A 16,696-nucleotide genomic window follows, 5' to 3' on the forward strand; every position below is an offset into this window, starting at 1 on the left:
TTCTTACGCAATATTTTTTAATAGTTGTTTGACTGCAACAGTCATATCTTGACGTTCTTCAATTAGTTTCATTGTGTGGAAACAAATACCTTTCTGTTCTAACTCGTATCGAGTTATAAAGTAGCTAACGCCAGCTTCTTCAAACACTTCAAAATTCATCCTTGGAACGTAGATTAGTTGAATCTTAACGTTGTATTCCTTTTCTACTTCACGAAGTTCTTGCTTAGTTTTAGAAAAGTCTTTTTTACAGCCTCTTGTATCTCTATGAATGTAAGCGTATTTGTATGTAATCCCTTGCTCTTGTTTTATTTCAGCGATTTCGTCAGCACTATAATCAGCATAATCATCACCAGATTCAGCAATAGCAGCTTTTAACGCTTCATCTTCTGCTTTGATTGTTTTTAGAATTGAAACAAAAGCACGTTGCTTTGATTTTGCGCTGTTTGCATTGGCAACAGTGATAAAGTGGTCAATTGAATCCTGCTTCACTTCATCAGTCTCAATCTGATCGATACCACCTGCAATGTCATAAATGATCATATCGACAGGTTTGATTTCACCTTTGTCTTCTAAGAAAAATGTGTTCTCCAACTCATCTTCTGTTAAAGATTCTTCATTCTTTTCAAGAAAACTTTCTAATCGCTCATCAGCCAATAGTTTAGATTTAATCTCTTGGTTGATTTGGTTCTTTGATTTCTTATCAGCGTTTTCAATAGCGATAAGTTTTAGATTTAACTTTCTACCAAGTTGCTTTTGACAAAACTCCTCATTCAGATACTTCAACAAACATTCATTCACATCAGCAGTAACGATAACGACAGTGGTTTCTTTATCTCTTAAACTAAACGCTTGTGCTATTTGAGTAGCGATTGTTGATTTACCAATGCCACCTTTATCTGTATGCACTTTTACTACGATTGTTTTACTAAACTCTTTTCTTTTGAAAGTTTTAATGAACTTTTGTTTCCACGAATTATACATAATTATTTTCCTTAAAATTGTTTCTTATAATTTAAATTATCAGGACCATTTCTTTTGTCAATAGCACTTTTGCAACTTTTGCAAATGTGAAAGTGGGCATATAGAAATAAGGTTTATTTTAAAGTAATAGCACTTTTGCAAGTTTTTGCAAAAATGCTTAATCATATTGAAAAAAGAATAATTTTTGTTTGTGCATTGTAAGTTTTCTTATACGTGTTATGAAATAAGAAAAAGGAGAAAAACAATGATTTCAAAAGTATATAGATTAGAAAAGTTTGAATTGAATGCAATTTCTACTCACTTCAAATATTGGAACAAACAAAAGAAAGGCAAAGGTTATAGTGTTGAAAGATCACTTGATGTATCTAACATAGACAGTGATGTTGATATCAAAAGCTGGTTTAAGTTAAGAGCTAAAAACGCACCAAATCAAGCTTTTGATGATAAGTGTGAACAATACATAAAATCAGTTATGTCTAATGTTCATAACAACTATAAATCATCAAAAAAATGGAAAAACATTGATGAAAATGGAAATGTAAAAGCTTTATCAAATCGTCAAATTACTACTATTGATGAACATACTAAACAAACAACTACTAAGAACATTCCAGAAGTGCCAGTTCGTTTAGGACACCACAGGCTTGATGATTCTGAATTGGCTTTGATTAGAGAAGACGCTTACAACAACTACAACACTATCTCAGATGAGTTTAAAGTTGAATATGGTATTGATACAGCAGAAGACTACGCAAGATATTGCGTAGCAGACTTTTTAACGCTTTATGCTAAGGAGTTTTCAAAAGAATTTGCTAATTACTGTAAAGATGAACAGACCCATAAAACAAAGAAATATAAAACAAAAACTAAGATCGGTGATGTTCAATTGCTGATGAATATTCACGTTTCACCAGACTGGAAAAGTGGCGCACACATTCACTATATCGACTTTCCATTTGATCCAACAACAGGACTGTTTTTAAACCCAAGAAATTATGTTGAGGCTTATCGTGCTGTATCAACTAAGTTAGAAAAAAAATACAGCAAATACTTACTTCAAGGTGTGGCGCAAGGTCTACACAAAAAAGAAGCGAATGACTTGAAAGCTGATGAAGTTGAGAAGCTAAAACCTAAGCTTGGTGATAATGCCGAGAGCTATTATGACGACCGTAAAGCCTTTGTTTCAAACCAACTTGATGAACTACTTTCGCAAAGCGGAATGACGTTCGAGAAGCTGCAAGAAGAGCTTTTAAAACGTGGTTTGCTTATCGATAAACGTGAAATAAAAAACAAAACAGAATCTAAGCACTATGCTTCAAAGCACAAAGACGCTGAACAGATTTTTACCATCACAGATCAACAATCTGGTATTAGTTTCGTAAACGATAGCTTTACTCACAACACTCGTAAAATCTTAAAGAAATACGCTAAAAATCTAATCACTAAACAGACGTTTGAAAAGATTTTGACCAAAGACAAAAATTTCAGAATAGACGCAGTTGAGCGAGTGATTAGAGACAAGTATGACAGGGCTATGAACAAGCTTAATCAACAGCTTGTAATTGGTTCAGAACCAACAGAAGAACTAACTAAGCTTAAACAACAACAGTTCTTCGAGTTCTTCAACAACTGTTTGAGCGTTGGGATTATCGTTAATATCAACAAGCAAAAGCATTTGACGTATCACAAGATTGTTGAGAATCAGAAAGGGAATTTCGACTTTAAAGCGATTAAATACAAGTCGAGTATCTTTGCTGATGAAGAGTTGCAAGGTAAGTCGATAGCAGAAGCTTTTGATCTTGATGATGAGTCAATCTTAGAGCTACAAAGCAACTATATAATGAATGCTTTCCCGAACAATCGTTTTATGCGCTACAACGTTGCACACATCAACGCCAGCTCTATCACTGATAGAATCTTGATAGGCACAGACAAAGAAGCGTTTCTTTTATCTGGTATTGAAAAGGAGCTTGAACGTAGAAACCGTGAAATCGTTTCATTCAATAATAAGCTTATCGTTCTTAACAAAAATACGTCAGAGCCAACCATTCAGATCTTCAAAAAGAATGACTTAACTGACATTGTTGAATACAACGCTTTTCGTCCAAGAGAATCAGCGTTAGACGCTCTACTGATAGATAAAGAGCTGTTAAGAAATGACCCTGATATTAAGACCCTTAGCTACAAACCAGAGTCAGGTCAGATCGATGATTTTCACAGGTGGTTGTTTGTCGAAGTGGCACTGAACAAAGATCCTAACATCAGAAATAAAATTGAGGTTGAAGGTTTTGACTCGAAGACTCAGCAGATGTTGAATGAGCGATTAGAACAGATGTTAGATCGTGCAGAACAAGCGATAGACAAAGCAGCTAACAAGCCTAATCAAACCAAATTCAATTTCACAGATACGCACTTGGTTTACTTACTCGACAGCAAGCATTTAGACACTGCTTCTAAGAAACGAATTGAAGAGTTTTTAGAGAAGTCTGTATCTAAGCTAAGAAGTAAAGGTATCGAAAATATCACGATAGACCGAAAGCCTGTTTCAAGCTTCATCAAAGAGCCAGAAACTCAACAGCCAAAGCGCAAACTCAACAACAGACAATCACCATCATTGTCTATATAAACAAAAACAACGCATTAAAGCGTTGTTTTTATTTGATTTATGCACATTTCCAATTTTTGCAAAAGTGCTATTTTGCCTTGTTTAGTTTGAAATGCTCATCAATCCCGTAGTAGATAGCTTGCACGTAAAACTTAGTGATAAAAGCAGAATACAGCACAGCCAATTTATTCACATCTACAACATTCAAATAGAACTTAATGTCATCATTGTAGTCAAGAAAACCGTGATCGATTGCTGTCAATACAAGCTTCTTATTCTGATCAGCTTTCTGCATTAACTCATCTTCGTGATTAAAGAGAACGCTTTGAAGCGGTTTCAGATGATCGACTATGCACTGATTGATGAAAGTAAAAGCGTCTTTGTTTTGAATCTTTTCACGAATTCTATTTGATATGAATTTCTGTAATGCAAATTCGTTGCTCAACGGCTCTATGCGACTTCCAGAAGATAGCGTTAAGCCATTGGCTAAAAACTCATTAAAATGCTCAAATACAGGCATATAAGAGCTTCTGTAAGCTTTACCGTAGAGCTTGTTTATGAACAAGATGATGAATAGTAAAGCCTCTTCTTCAATTTCAACAGTGTCAGTCTCGACAAGCGTATTTTTAAACGTCAAATGCACAGTGTCTATCAATCCATCTCGTTTAGAGTGAGACAGAACTAATCGCTTGTCATAGACTGGTTTCAGCATATCTCTAACACGAACTAAATCAGTGTTTGAGATAATCCCAGAGCGATAAAGTGCATTAAACAACACCTCATCAACTTTCAGTATTATTTTAAAAGGCGTTATGCGCTTCTTAGTTTCTGTATCTGCTGGATTAAAGGTTATGATGGTTAGCGGATCAACTTCATCTTTTTCATTAGGCTTGCTAACACCAAAGCTTGGTGTTTCGTCTGATTCAAAATCATCTAATGACTCTTCAAATGACACATCAATTTCACTCACAGGGAAATCATTAGTGTTGAATTGTTTCTCATCTTCAAAAACAATTTCTTTACCAAGACTTTGATGTAAAAACCTCTTGAAATTGTTTTTCTTTTCTTCCTTTTCATTATGTTCATAGTTATCAAAAGCCACAGGTAGTTTTTTCACAACAACCACATCACCTTTATCAACCAATTCGACATCTTTAATATTAGTTAAAGCAGAGTCATTTTCTACAAAATCTAAAAATTCTTGTACTGTCCTTATCATTTTTATTCCTTATTTTTAAATGTTATACAATTATAGACATAACATTTTATTAAATAAGTTCAAGCAGTCAGCTTGTAGAAACTCTATTTCATGGTATTTAATAGTTATGGAATGGAGATTTTTTATGAGTGAAGATTTAAGAAAAAAACAAATAAAACTAACATATACAATTTTCAAGAACTTGAAAGATGAAGAGTATAAGTTTTGTTTTGAGTCAGAGATAAAAGAGAGAGGCTTTACATTGTCTGATTTTGAAGAGCATTTCGCACATCACAGGCAGCTATTGTCAGTGATAAAAACAAAGCAATACAGACAGTTGCAGATCATACCTGATTTGAGTGTTTATGATAAAAATATCAGATATTTAAGAGACTTACATAGAGTAGTCGTGAACAACGTTGAGTTATCTCAACGTCTTCGATCTGGTGATTTTGACTGGTGTTAGTCGTTGAATGATGGACTGACAAAAGAAAGGACATTTCTTAGCATTTGTTCATTCATAATCCAGCGAGGAAGCTCTTCTTTAACAGCAGATTTAAGCCAAATATTGGCTTTAAAAAACAATCCTGACTCTTGAATAGAGTAGACAAAAGCAGGTTCACCACTATCATCATTTAGTGGGAAAAACGAGATTGATTCATCATCAATGACAAGTTCAATATTTCTTCTTTCAGCGTAGTTAATCGTTGTTTTTGATACTTTCATTCTTATAATCCCAATCGCTTAATTTATAGTATTATTTTATCAGGACCTACAACATTCACAATCATACAAGCAAAGAAAAACCAAAGTTTTTCACTTCGGTTTTTTTCCTTTAAGTTTTCTTCTCTTAACTTTATGTTTGAACTCCACAAGTTCTTCAACGATTCTTACACAAAGCTCAAACAGCTCTAAAACATGTTCTTTTTCATTTATTCTTATCAAGAGTTGCTTCACATCATTCTTTTCAATTTCTGTCAAATCACGCTGATCATAAACAGCATTGATTAAGCAAAGTTTGTATGACCTTTTGACAAGACTTTCTTTGTATAAAGTTAAAATCACAGGCTTTTGCAACTGCATAAGTCGTGAGTGAATTTCTTCGCCCATTTCTCTGTTGCAAGTTTCATCAATAAACACCGTCAGATCATTAGCGCAAGCGGTTAAGGCTTGTGATAGAGCAGTCTGAAAAGAATCAGACTGTTTAAGCTCTGCTATAAAACCATCATAAGTATTATAGTGCTGTGGACTATCAAACTTCTCTAAAAACAAGTGATGAAAGAAGCTTAATGTAGCTTGTTGCGAGTCGTTTAATTCTCTTTGCATAACAACCCCTTACAGCTTATTCACTGCTTTTTCTATCTCAACTTGATTCTGTTTCAAGAACTTAACAACAACGAATATCGAAAAGATTGCATACATCAAAAACTGAAAAATGTTTAAGAAGAAATTCTCGATTGACACAAACTCAAACGAGTAGTTATACATCAAGTCATCAACAAAACTCATAATCAAAATGTCTAAGAAATCAAAACTCATCAGCATAGTTATTGTATAGATAACTAATAATGACAACTGCTTAAAAAATGCGATAACAAGACTTCTCACTGAACCATATTCATTGATTGCAGCTATCACAATTGTCAATGATGAAATTTGAATCATCGTTATGATTTTCACGACAGTAGCAAGTAAGCGAGTGATTAAGATGAATGGGATTGCTAAAACAATCACAAACAACGCAATTCCAAACCAAATCATCTTCCAACCAATGTCAGAGATTATGTTATTCAAATCGCTGTTCAATTGCGGATCGCTGATCATTAAACTGATAATGATTTTTGAACTAATTAAAGCTTCAACAGTTCCATCGAACTGATACGGAGTGTTTAAAAATGGCTTGTCAGTCAGATACATAACAGATCCAGCACTTAACACTTTTGCAGTATTCATCGACTTCGTAAATTTGCTATTTTTACCAACTTCAAGACCATCTTTTTTGCCTTTGCTATGCGATAAATTAGTCATTTCACTCAATAAGACAAGCTTTGAACCACCTTGCAAAAACCCACTTCCAGCTTTAAGCAATTCAGACGTTATTGAAGTGCAGCGAAAACCATTTTTTACTTGTGATGAGTGAAGAGCACAAGTCGCTAAACGCTTAAATGGTGTAGATATGTCGTCTGCTACATACGAGCTTACAACTTTTTCAAAATCAGTATCAATATCAACCTTGGTAAGTGAAACAAGGTTGCTTACCAGTGCATTGATATGCTCAGAGTAATTTGTTGAAGTTGTAGCAAATTCAAACTCTCCAATCGATGATTTTCCAAGATTTAGATCTTTGAAGCTTCTGGTTTTAGCAGAAGACGAATCATAGCCCCTTGTTGTGATTAGTTTGAAAGTCTTATCACTTGCGTCAAAATTATCGCCTATTGTCCTTGCAATAGGAGACACAGCACCAGCCTTTATATTCCTTACAAAGTCTTTGTGTGCAGCAAAGTTAGCAGCTTGTGCGCAAGCGTAATAACCACCTTCACAAGTTGATTTTGCTTTATCGATTATCTGATCAACACTGTAAGAGTAATTTTCAATTTCAGTCCCGAAATACAGAGCAAAACCCTTGTTTAGCTCAGTGTTTGAGAAGACTTGCGTTTCATAGTCATAGAAAGGATTCTGATAGTGCTTCGCTATGAAGTTCTTTGAGCCACACAAAGCGGCCACATCAAGAAAGTTATTGAACGTTATGGTGTCCATAGCGTCAGGTAAGTCTTTATAGATCGAACCACAGTAAGTCGTATAATCCCTACTGTAAGCAACTTCAACATCACTCAAAATCGTGTCAAAGATACTTGCTGTTGATTGTCTATGCTTACCCACATCAACACCTTCAAGAGCTTTTTTCACCTTCGCAGCGTGTTCAAATAAGTCAGTAAAATGCGCTATTGCATAAGCTTCTTCTTTGGCTTGTAAATCAATGCCAATCTCAGAAACTTGGTTGTTTAAAATCTCGTTTGATTGAAGCGACAAGCTAACAATTTCACCCCCAATCATAACGTTTGTTTTATAAAATCCTTGGTCTTTAACAACCGTTATTTTCTCTGACTCTTTATCAAAATCAGCTTGTAGCATTAGGTTTGTGATAGCGTAATAGTCATCGTAAAACGCAACTGGATCAGCTAATTTAAAGTCAGGTATATCAACGGGTTTATCAAAATCTTGTTCACCTATGGAATCTACGAAGTAGAAGAATTTTAAGGCAATTTGCTCACCTACAAACACCACGATAGGTTTTTGATAACCTGGGCTGCCATTCTTACCAGCTACATAAATCCCAAACTTAGGCGTAATCAACGCTAAAACGATAAGCAAGCTAACGAACTGAAACCCATCACCGATTCTATCTCTGTCATTAAATGCGTAGGCTAACAGCCCTTTGATTAAAAAAGTGCCTAAAAACAGAGGTATAATCGCAATTGCAATGTATTGAGCAAAAGTTATATTCATTCCATAACTGTTTTGTGCGTTTGTTGGCAAGAACGTAGTTCCAGCAGATTCACCGCCTTTTAACTCAGTAAACAAATTGAAAATGTGCTTTGTTGAATCGTCTACGAAGTTGCCATTTGCGTTAGAAAATCCAACAAACAGAATCATAACTAAGATGATTAAGTAGCTGATTTTTAACTTTAAACTCCTTTTGTTTTTTGTTTTTAATTGTTTCATGTAAAATTTCCTTTTTATCTCATAATCTGTATAACACGGATTAGAAAAAAGAAAAGTTTTCAACAAGTTATGATTTTCAAAATCACTTTAAAAAGGGCAAAAAAAAGACCTCCAAAGAGATCTTTTTAGTGAAAAATAATCAGTAGTTATTTTCTTAGTTTTTCATTCAACGATTTAGTGAATCTATTGAATTGAGCTGTTCCACCGACTATCGCTATATCAAAAGTTCTTTTGTTTTGCTCATACGCATCGTCAGCAGTTGTTTTCTTCAAAGAGACATCATCAAGCGCATCAGTCAATCTCATCATGTGAGAACCAATATTAATCAAATAATAGATAGTTCCACCAAGCAAAATCAGCCCTGTCATATTGTCTAAAAATAGTCCAATAAACTGTTCAAAAAAGCTATCGTGTCCCGATGTAGCAGTGAAATTCAACGATAAAAAGTCAAACACAACTGGTAAAAAGTTAATCACCAAATCAGTAACATACAACAGTGTTGCAAGTGCTAAAAATCCAGTCGTAGCAAGCATATACGGAGAGGCCAAAATCAATGCAATTTTACCCAACGCTTTTACGTGATGAGTAGAATCAGTGCTTAAAAAATACATTTGAGCTACTACGTAAGCGATCAAGAACGGGTATAGCTTTAACTCAAACACAATAGACAATTGAGTAATGTGATTTACGCTTTGAGCAAATAATTCTGGTAGTTGCATTAGCAAGCCAAATATGAAAAATACAAATCCAGCTTTCATCGATAAACCACCTAAGAAGTTAGCCGTTGTGCTTGTAGCGTCTAACGTTTTAGCAGTGATATTTTTAAGCACAGCAGCTTTATTTTTCTTACCCGTTTTGATTTTTTTCTTGCCAGTGTTTTGATCAAGCATCGCTTTTGCAATCGCAGACGTAATGCTTGATGAAGCTATTGTAGTTAAACCACCTACAACGGCTTTACCACCATTTATCAGAAGCGCATTTTGAACATCGTGATAAGTCTGATTCCCTTGTCCTTTGCTTGCGTTAATCTGACAATCTAAAAGCTCTTGTGAAGTGGTTGTAGAGTCTTTAACACAGTAAAGCTTCATCATTTCGTTATTCAGACCTTGAATTTCATCAAGAATGTTCGATTCAGCAGATTCTAACGCTGTTCCACTTTGCTCAACATCAACAGAATCAACCTGATACTTATCTTTTAATAAGACACTACCGAAGCTATTAGACTTAGCGACAAGCTCCACAGCTTTACTCAGATCGAATGAATACATATCAGCCATTTTATCAACAGTATAAAGATTATAGTGTGGCTCACTCTCTAAATCAGATCTTGTTTGAAAATATGGTAATGACTTTGACGTATCGAAAATATTCAAAGATGCGCTACTACTGAACAAATGTTGATATTCACCATTACCTGTTTTAAGGACTTTCCAGAACTTGTTGAAGCTCTTAAAACCTTCGTTGTATAACTCAACTAAACGCTCTTCAACATCGTAAATCTCGTGGATTTGCTCATAGAAAGCTTGGTTAACTACATCATATTGATTTGCCAGTTCATCAACAGCACTGTTAAAAATCGCTTGTGCTTGGTTTTCGTAATACTCAATATCATTTAACATCACTTCTTTATCAGAACCATCAATTTGATAGACCTTATCTGAAATTAACTGAACTGAATCGCCCTTGTTGAAAGTTAAACAGTGATAATCAAACATCACGTTAGTCTGTAAATACTCATCAAAATCATTCTTTGCTTTTTGAACGATTTGACTATTCAAAGCACACATTTTCTTGTTTGAAAATTCATAGTGTTTATCTGCAAGTGATAACCAGTGATCAAGACTACTACGCTCAAACGCTACTGGTTTACCATTATCGTTAAACTGCACATAACCCACCAACAAACCTTTTTGATACTCATTGCGATAAGCGATAAGAAGTTGTGATTTTCTGTTCTTAGTCAATTCTGATTTAGTCTTGTAGATAGAATCAAAAGCAGCATTTAGCGTATCCCAACCGCTTTTATAATCCTTTGAAGCAACAGCTTTAAACACTGTTTCACTAAACTTCACTTCACGCATTAACTCACCTAACTCGTGAGAATATTCATTTTGGCTGTAAACAAGAGAGCTACAACCATCAGCGTTAACCATACTTAAAGACGGGAATGACGCTCTATCGTGGTAATAAAGCTTGAAACCTCTATGCTTCTTGTCTTCAAGCATCGGGAAGTAAGCATCATTTTTTTTGTTGTAATACTCGATTGCTGCTTTCTGATCTTCAAATTCACGAGAAGCTAAATCTCTTGCACCGATTTCGTATTTACGGTTGTTTGATAGACAAGTGTTAGTATCAAAAAGAGCGACAAGCTCTAACTCTGCTTGTGTTCGAGAGTTCTTCACTTGGTAGTTATGATTAGATTGAGCTTCATCAATCAAGAAACTCATCAAGTTCTTAGATAGACCATTTGCATAACTCACAGCATATTGATTTTGTTTAATCTGAAATTGTGGCGAAGCATAGTGAAGTCCAGCAATCAGTGTCGCAATGGTTAAGCAAAACACAGACTTTTTAAGACTAAACTTCTGTTGATTTTCGGCATTAGCTAAACGTCTAACAACGACTGTCAGAATCGACAACACTGCAAGCGTTGAAAATACTGTCAGAAACACAGCAAAGCTCTTGTAAAGCTTATGACTGAACTTTGTAGTGTCATTTAGTTTTGATTGAAGAACATTTTTTGAAGCAGCTTGATCAGCGTCTATATGCTCATTCTCTTCAAAATATTTGTTAAGCGGATTATCGTTAGTATCGTGAAAAGTATCGATTAGACTGATTGTTTTGTCTTTTGATTTGCATATAGAAAAATGTTCTGAAAAAGACATTTTCTCAATAGTTTTCATTCCTCCGTCCAACTCAATACAAGCTTCATCGCTTGGTTCTTGACAACCAGATAGCATTATTATGCTTAAAAATATTAGTATTAATTGTTTCATTCCTTTTTTCTCCTTTGATACTTTACTAATATCATCAAAGAAAAAATAGACAATAGTTATACCATAAAAAGAATAAGCAATGTTTTACAACATTGCTTATTTTTCTTTATTTTGTGGGATAATCTTTGTGTTTAACATTCAATACAATTGCGTATTTCATCAGCATAGCAAGAGAAAAAGAATCAAAGGTTTTTGAAGTGCATAGACAACCGATTCTTGATTGTGTCGTATTAAAATGATTCGCTATGTATTGTTGAGATACATTTAAGCTTCTGATCTTTTCTACAATGCGATTACCAAGAATAATTTTATACATATCAATTGCATTTTGACTATCAGTAAGAGTCATAGTTTTGTAATGAAAAACAGAAATTTTGTATCTCAACACATTGCTGAATGAAAATTTCGATATATCATTCCTTGAATGATTTATCATTTTACTCAAATGTGGCTGTTTACCGTTGATGAAATTACATAACTGGATCTGATTAACTTTTATTTTCTTGAACTTAGATTCAATACGTTTTAGCTCTTTGATTTTATACTTTAAAACCTGCTTTTCTGCCTCTTTGATTGTTGTTGAAAACTTGTAGTAATTATTGATTTTATTTCTCATTTCTATTCTCCTTGTTATACAGACACGAATATAACAATTAAAAAATAAGTCAATTAAAAGCATAAAAAATAAAACTCACAGAATAAAAAAAGCCAGTGTCAAGCTGGCTTTTCTTATGTCATTTTATTCTGTCTATTTATCATTATTATTTACATCGTTTTGATTTTAAGAGTAGTTAACTTGATGTTGTTGATAGTAGCTAAAACCCCATCTCTTGAATGTTTATTAGCTTTGATAATCAGTTCATTATCAGCAGTAAGACCAAAATAAACAGTGTCATTGCCATTCATAGCGATTACTTTTTTAACGTGCATTTCCAGCGTTTTTACGTGCGTTTCAATTGCTTTATATGTGAACCCCTGCGCGATAAGATTAACATGTCTTTGATCTGCTTCTCTTTTCATTAACGCATATTCTTTTTGAGATAATAGAGCCGCTTTAATCTCTTCAAGCGCAAAAGCTTGTTTATCGTCAGTAATAAAAGTGATAGTTGTATTTTTAAAATCGGGTTGATTCACAATACTCGAATAGTAATACATAGTATCTCTTAAAGTTTCAGTCTTTGTTTTTCTTGCCGTGATTTTTCTATAAATTTCTTTAAACATAATTTCTATTTCCTTTTTTAATTGTTTTATTTTTTATATGACAAGTTGTTGTTTTGCCATACCTTTATTAATCCATATTTTAAAAATATGTCAAATCAAAAACAGCAAGTTTTAACCCTTCAAAGTCCAAAAAAAACCTTGTTTAATATAGCTAATGTCATTTTTCCAATTTTTGCAAAAGTGCATAATCTTACGAAAAATTGAATAAAAACTATTTTGTAGTATATCTATTAATAAATAAGGAGATTAAAAATGATTTACGAAAAAGAATACAACACAAAAACAAAAAAGCAGTTAATTGATAGATTGAAAAATAGTCGCAAAGTTGTGATTAACAGTTTGAATAACAATCCTGATTTTGACGCTTGGAGATACTTAGTAGATGTACTTGAAAGTTGCTATATGAATAACCCGAAAGTTATAACTATTGAAGAGTGCCATAAAATTATTTGGGAAATTAAAGAAGATTTAAACATAGAGGTGAAAAGATGAATAATGAATATGAGTTAAAAATTGAAAGATACAAATTCGTAGAATCGTCAGAGACATTGTTTAAAAAAGTCTATGAAGACTTCAAAGACGAATACAGCTATCAAGATTTTAGAGATAGATTCTACACCAAGTATAAAGAACACTATAAATCAGGAATCGCAATTCTACGATTTGATGAGAATGTCATAACAGACTGCACATTTACTCTTGATTGTGGCTATCACGTTTACAGATTTAATGGTGTATCAAATGGTAATACTGCTTTTGAAGGTAGTGATGAGTTTGATTTTGAGGATTTAGAAACATACACAGATAATCTTACTGATTATCTATCAAGTGGTTTTGATGTTTTTCTTAGAATTGTTGATGAAGAAAAGTATTTTGATGAGACTGAATATCTATATTTCAAACCAGAAGACTTTAAAGAGTATTAAAATACTAAGCTGACTATAATTTTTAGTCAGTTTTTTTACGTCTATTTTTCAAGATTATCAAATCATTTTTCTTTTACTTAAACAACAAAAAATCCTTACCATTTTTCATTCTATTCAATTTTTTCATTTTCATGATATGACAAAAGTATGGTCATTAAAAAATGGAGAAACAATTATATGGCAAGAAAAACATATAGAAATAAAAGTGGTAAGCGCACATATAGCAAAGAAGACGCTAAAAAGAAAAACTCAGAAGCATTAGAACTGATTGAAACTCAATTAGCTAAATTCATCGGATCAGATGCAACGGAAAAACCCGATTGGGAAAGTTATATTCATTCAACCGAGCTAAATGTGCCACCAAGAAAGCTTGTAATGGAAGCTGGCGAACATCAAGTAGAACAGTTCAATGTAATCCAGTTCGCTCAGGTTGAAGCTGATATGCACGAAGGAAAAATAGAAGTTAACGTGCCAGTATTTGCAACGTTCAAGCACTTAAACGAGCTTCTAACGAGCTGTAAAGATGAGTTTCGTTTAGACAATGCGCCACAAGGTTTTGATCCAGATAAACCGATGAAAGGCAAAATAGCCAAAGCTGCAGTTATCTCTTCTTTTGCTACTGCTTGGGACACAGAAGAGAAAAAATCACTAACTGGTAAAGATCTTTACAAGCGTATAGATGAGCTTCAAAAGCGTGGATTATCAAGAGAAGAAATGCACGAGATTCTGACTAACTTTCAGACTAAAACCCGTCAATGGCAATACTTTGCTATTGAAGATTTTAAAGACATTCTGCCAGAACGAATTATTGATTCGATTCCAGAGTTTGCAGCGTATGAAAAGTTAAAATCTAAACAAATGACACCAGAGCGTGTAAACCTTGAAGCGAGGATTGACGCTGAAATTGTTAAAATTGCTATGACTACTGAATATGAGCAAATCGACTTTGTTGAAAAAGACTTAAATACAGCACATTGCGTAACAGCCCAAGATAGAAGCCGTTCGACTGTCTTTATGGCAGAAAGAAGCAAGTATATGTCTGATATTCACTATTGCTCTACAATGCTACACGAATTTGTTCATGCAACTCAAAGTATCGATAAGCGCAAGTTAGATTCTAAACGTGTAGATGGTTTAGCTATTAAAGAAGAAATTCTAACTGAATTATCAGCGACTATGATTATGAAAAAGCTTGGTTATGACAATATCAACAAACACGCAGGACTTTTAAAATACTTATCAAATAATGATCTAACACAACTTCAAAAAATGGCTAAAAAGGCTGATACGGTTTACCCAATCGTTTTTAAAGCTTATGAGAAATACAACACACAAGAGCTTCGCAAAGAGCTACGAGAGCGTTTTGAACAAGAAGACAAGCTAAGGCTTGAAGTTGTCAAAGAAAAGCAGCCAGAAGCCGTTGAAGCCGTTGTAGAAGAGGCAGAGAAGCCAACTCGCAGAAGGAATAGAAGACCATAAATGAAAAGCACTCGTTAGAGTGTTTTTTAGTGTCAAAAAAGCCGATGCGTGATCAGCGCCTCAGCTCGTTTGTTTTAACTCTAAAAATATAGTTGTTTGTTATAGTAAGAATCGATACTTACAACTTCCATGATGAACATGGCTATTCTCTGTTGAAATACATAACTATTTTTAGAACTTCATTGCGTATAAAACAACTAAATCTATACTCTTTTAGATATAACATTTTAATAATACTTGTCAAACAAATGATTTAAATTTTGTTCGAGTTCGTAAAAAAGAAGAGTTAGAAAACCCTTCTTTTTAGTATTATTCTCTTATTGGCTCAATGATACTATTTATCAAAATTTCATAATTTTTAATTGATAAACCAGAACTAAAACAGTCTTTATAAATATGTAATTTTGCTATCGATAGTCGAAGAAGCTCTAATTTATAAACATTTGTTGCTTATCGCTTGATGAAAGCGGTGTCCAGAACATCAAAACATCATACAAAACTGCTAATTTTTGGATATTTGTCCAAGCGTCAATCACTCTCATAGCATCATCAATATCAGTAATAGTGTAGCTCGACTCATATATGAAACTTTGATAAAACTCAGAAGACATATTGTTGATTGTTTGAATCAATCCATCTTTTGCGATTTTATGATTTATGCAATAGCCGTTGTAAGCCGTGTAGAATTGATCTTTTAGCTCTTGTGTATAGTCATCTGGTAGAGCTTCACTTGCTACTAAAAGCAGAGATTGAGACATAATATCAATCGCTTGCGATAACTTCACATCATTCTGATTTTTCGCTTGAAACAGCACAGACGCATTGTTTAATAGATTTTTGTTAACGCTTACTGAATGTTTAGTTTTTACTTGTTTAGTCATTTTGAAAACTCCTCTTTGTTATAGTTTTTATGGAAAAAAAGGGAACGTATTCCCTTTTTTATTAGATATGTTTAAGTAAAGTCTTCACTGATTTGCAGTTGTAATACTGCAATACTTTTGCAACGTATTTTTTAGTTCGACAAGCATTCAATTCAGAATATGGAAAAGCTCTTGATGGTGCTCTACAACTGATTAGGTGTGAATTATCAGCATAAAATTTATTTGCTTTTGTCATACCAGAAGGGTAAACCTCACTATTTTTAAGCATTTCGTATACTTTATTGACTATGTTTTTTTGTCTCTGATTTAGCTTTAAAAATGGTAATAGAGTGTATCTTACAAGTGGTTTTCCGTGAAAATTCATCACCGCTTTTAAAATCACTTCTTTCTGTTCGTCTGAAAATATTGAATTATCATCTATATTAGAAACTAATTCATTATTCTCATTTAACTCAATAGTGATGTATTCATAACCTGAAAGTTCATCAATTGTATAGTCAACACGAAACTCAACAACCTCAAATGATGCATTTCCATTTGTATTAATTCTTTTGTTTATTTCTTTTATCTCTATAATTTTCATATTCATTACCTCTTTAAATTATTGTTTTCTTATTATTTGTTATTCCATACATTTTCACTTTGTCAATAATTTTGTAGCACTTTTTTTAATATAATTTTCAAAA

General features: G+C 33.5%; 15 protein-coding genes. 5 read left to right on the plus strand and 10 right to left on the minus strand.

The window, feature by feature from the left end:
- Positions 1-3: 3 nt before the first annotated feature.
- Entirely contained in the window at positions 4-981 is a 978-nt protein-coding gene (locus PVK71_RS14335; protein ID WP_130043352.1) for an ArsA-related P-loop ATPase, read from the minus strand.
- Between the two features lie 244 nt (positions 982-1,225).
- Between PVK71_RS14335 and PVK71_RS14340 the strand changes: the two genes are divergently transcribed.
- Positions 1,226-3,607, plus strand: a complete 2,382-nt coding sequence (locus tag PVK71_RS14340) for a hypothetical protein (protein ID WP_130043351.1) — start codon at positions 1,226-1,228, stop codon at positions 3,605-3,607.
- 67 nt (positions 3,608-3,674) lie between these two features.
- Here the strand turns inward: PVK71_RS14340 and PVK71_RS14345 are convergent, their stop codons facing one another.
- Complete coding sequence (locus tag PVK71_RS14345) at positions 3,675-4,805, minus strand: hypothetical protein (RefSeq protein WP_130043350.1); 1,131 nt, start codon at positions 4,803-4,805, stop codon at positions 3,675-3,677.
- A gap of 124 nt (positions 4,806-4,929) precedes the next feature.
- On the opposite strand from PVK71_RS14345, the gene PVK71_RS14350 reads away from it, so the two are divergent.
- On the plus strand, positions 4,930-5,250 hold the full coding sequence (locus PVK71_RS14350) for a hypothetical protein (RefSeq protein WP_130043349.1): 321 nt from the start codon (positions 4,930-4,932) through the stop codon (positions 5,248-5,250).
- Here the strand turns inward: PVK71_RS14350 and PVK71_RS14355 are convergent.
- From PVK71_RS14355 to PVK71_RS14380, 6 genes are all read right to left on the minus strand, one after another.
- Positions 5,247-5,510 carry a hypothetical protein gene (locus tag PVK71_RS14355; RefSeq protein ID WP_130043348.1) on the minus strand — a complete coding sequence of 88 codons (264 nt, stop codon included), beginning with the start codon at positions 5,508-5,510 and terminating at the stop codon, positions 5,247-5,249. The genes PVK71_RS14350 and PVK71_RS14355 overlap by 4 nt on opposite strands.
- 90 nt (positions 5,511-5,600) lie before the next feature.
- Complete coding sequence (locus PVK71_RS14360) at positions 5,601-6,110, minus strand: hypothetical protein (protein ID WP_130043347.1); 510 nt, start codon at positions 6,108-6,110, stop codon at positions 5,601-5,603.
- A gap of 9 nt (positions 6,111-6,119) precedes the next feature.
- Positions 6,120-8,570, minus strand: coding sequence for a hypothetical protein (locus tag PVK71_RS14365; RefSeq protein ID WP_274421841.1), 2,451 nt, complete (start codon positions 8,568-8,570; stop codon positions 6,120-6,122).
- Positions 8,571-8,653: 83 nt separating this feature from the next.
- The gene (locus tag PVK71_RS14370; protein ID WP_130043345.1) at positions 8,654-11,503 is read right to left on the minus strand and encodes a hypothetical protein; all 2,850 of its coding nucleotides are present in this window, start codon (positions 11,501-11,503) and stop codon (positions 8,654-8,656) included.
- Positions 11,504-11,609: 106 nt separating this feature from the next.
- The gene (locus tag PVK71_RS14375; RefSeq protein WP_130043344.1) at positions 11,610-12,119 is read right to left on the minus strand and encodes a hypothetical protein; all 510 of its coding nucleotides are present in this window, start codon (positions 12,117-12,119) and stop codon (positions 11,610-11,612) included.
- Between the two features lie 149 nt (positions 12,120-12,268).
- Complete coding sequence (locus tag PVK71_RS14380; RefSeq protein ID WP_130043343.1) at positions 12,269-12,724, minus strand: hypothetical protein; 456 nt, start codon at positions 12,722-12,724, stop codon at positions 12,269-12,271.
- Positions 12,725-12,976: 252 nt separating this feature from the next.
- On the opposite strand from PVK71_RS14380, the gene PVK71_RS14385 reads away from it, so the two are divergent.
- The 3 genes from PVK71_RS14385 (at position 12,977) to PVK71_RS14395 (ending at position 15,129) form a co-directional block, all read left to right on the plus strand.
- The gene (locus PVK71_RS14385) at positions 12,977-13,216 is read left to right on the plus strand and encodes a hypothetical protein (RefSeq protein ID WP_130043342.1); all 240 of its coding nucleotides are present in this window, start codon (positions 12,977-12,979) and stop codon (positions 13,214-13,216) included.
- The gene (locus tag PVK71_RS14390) at positions 13,213-13,650 is read left to right on the plus strand and encodes a hypothetical protein (protein ID WP_130043341.1); all 438 of its coding nucleotides are present in this window, start codon (positions 13,213-13,215) and stop codon (positions 13,648-13,650) included. Before PVK71_RS14385 ends, PVK71_RS14390 begins: the two co-directional genes overlap by 4 nt.
- A 177-nt stretch (positions 13,651-13,827) precedes the next feature.
- Positions 13,828-15,129, plus strand: a complete 1,302-nt coding sequence (locus tag PVK71_RS14395) for a zincin-like metallopeptidase domain-containing protein (protein WP_130043340.1) — start codon at positions 13,828-13,830, stop codon at positions 15,127-15,129.
- A gap of 428 nt (positions 15,130-15,557) precedes the next feature.
- Here the strand turns inward: PVK71_RS14395 and PVK71_RS14400 are convergent, their stop codons facing one another.
- Positions 15,558-16,010, minus strand: a complete 453-nt coding sequence (locus PVK71_RS14400) for a hypothetical protein (protein WP_130043339.1) — start codon at positions 16,008-16,010, stop codon at positions 15,558-15,560.
- A gap of 61 nt (positions 16,011-16,071) precedes the next feature.
- Positions 16,072-16,593: a hypothetical protein gene (locus tag PVK71_RS14405; protein ID WP_130043338.1), complete on the minus strand. Its 522-nt coding sequence runs from the start codon at positions 16,591-16,593 to the stop codon at positions 16,072-16,074.
- Positions 16,594-16,696: the final 103 nt, after the last annotated feature.

The sequence above is a fragment of the Aliivibrio sp. S4MY1 genome (assembly GCF_028765545.1).
Lineage (GTDB): Bacteria > Pseudomonadota > Gammaproteobacteria > Enterobacterales > Vibrionaceae > Aliivibrio.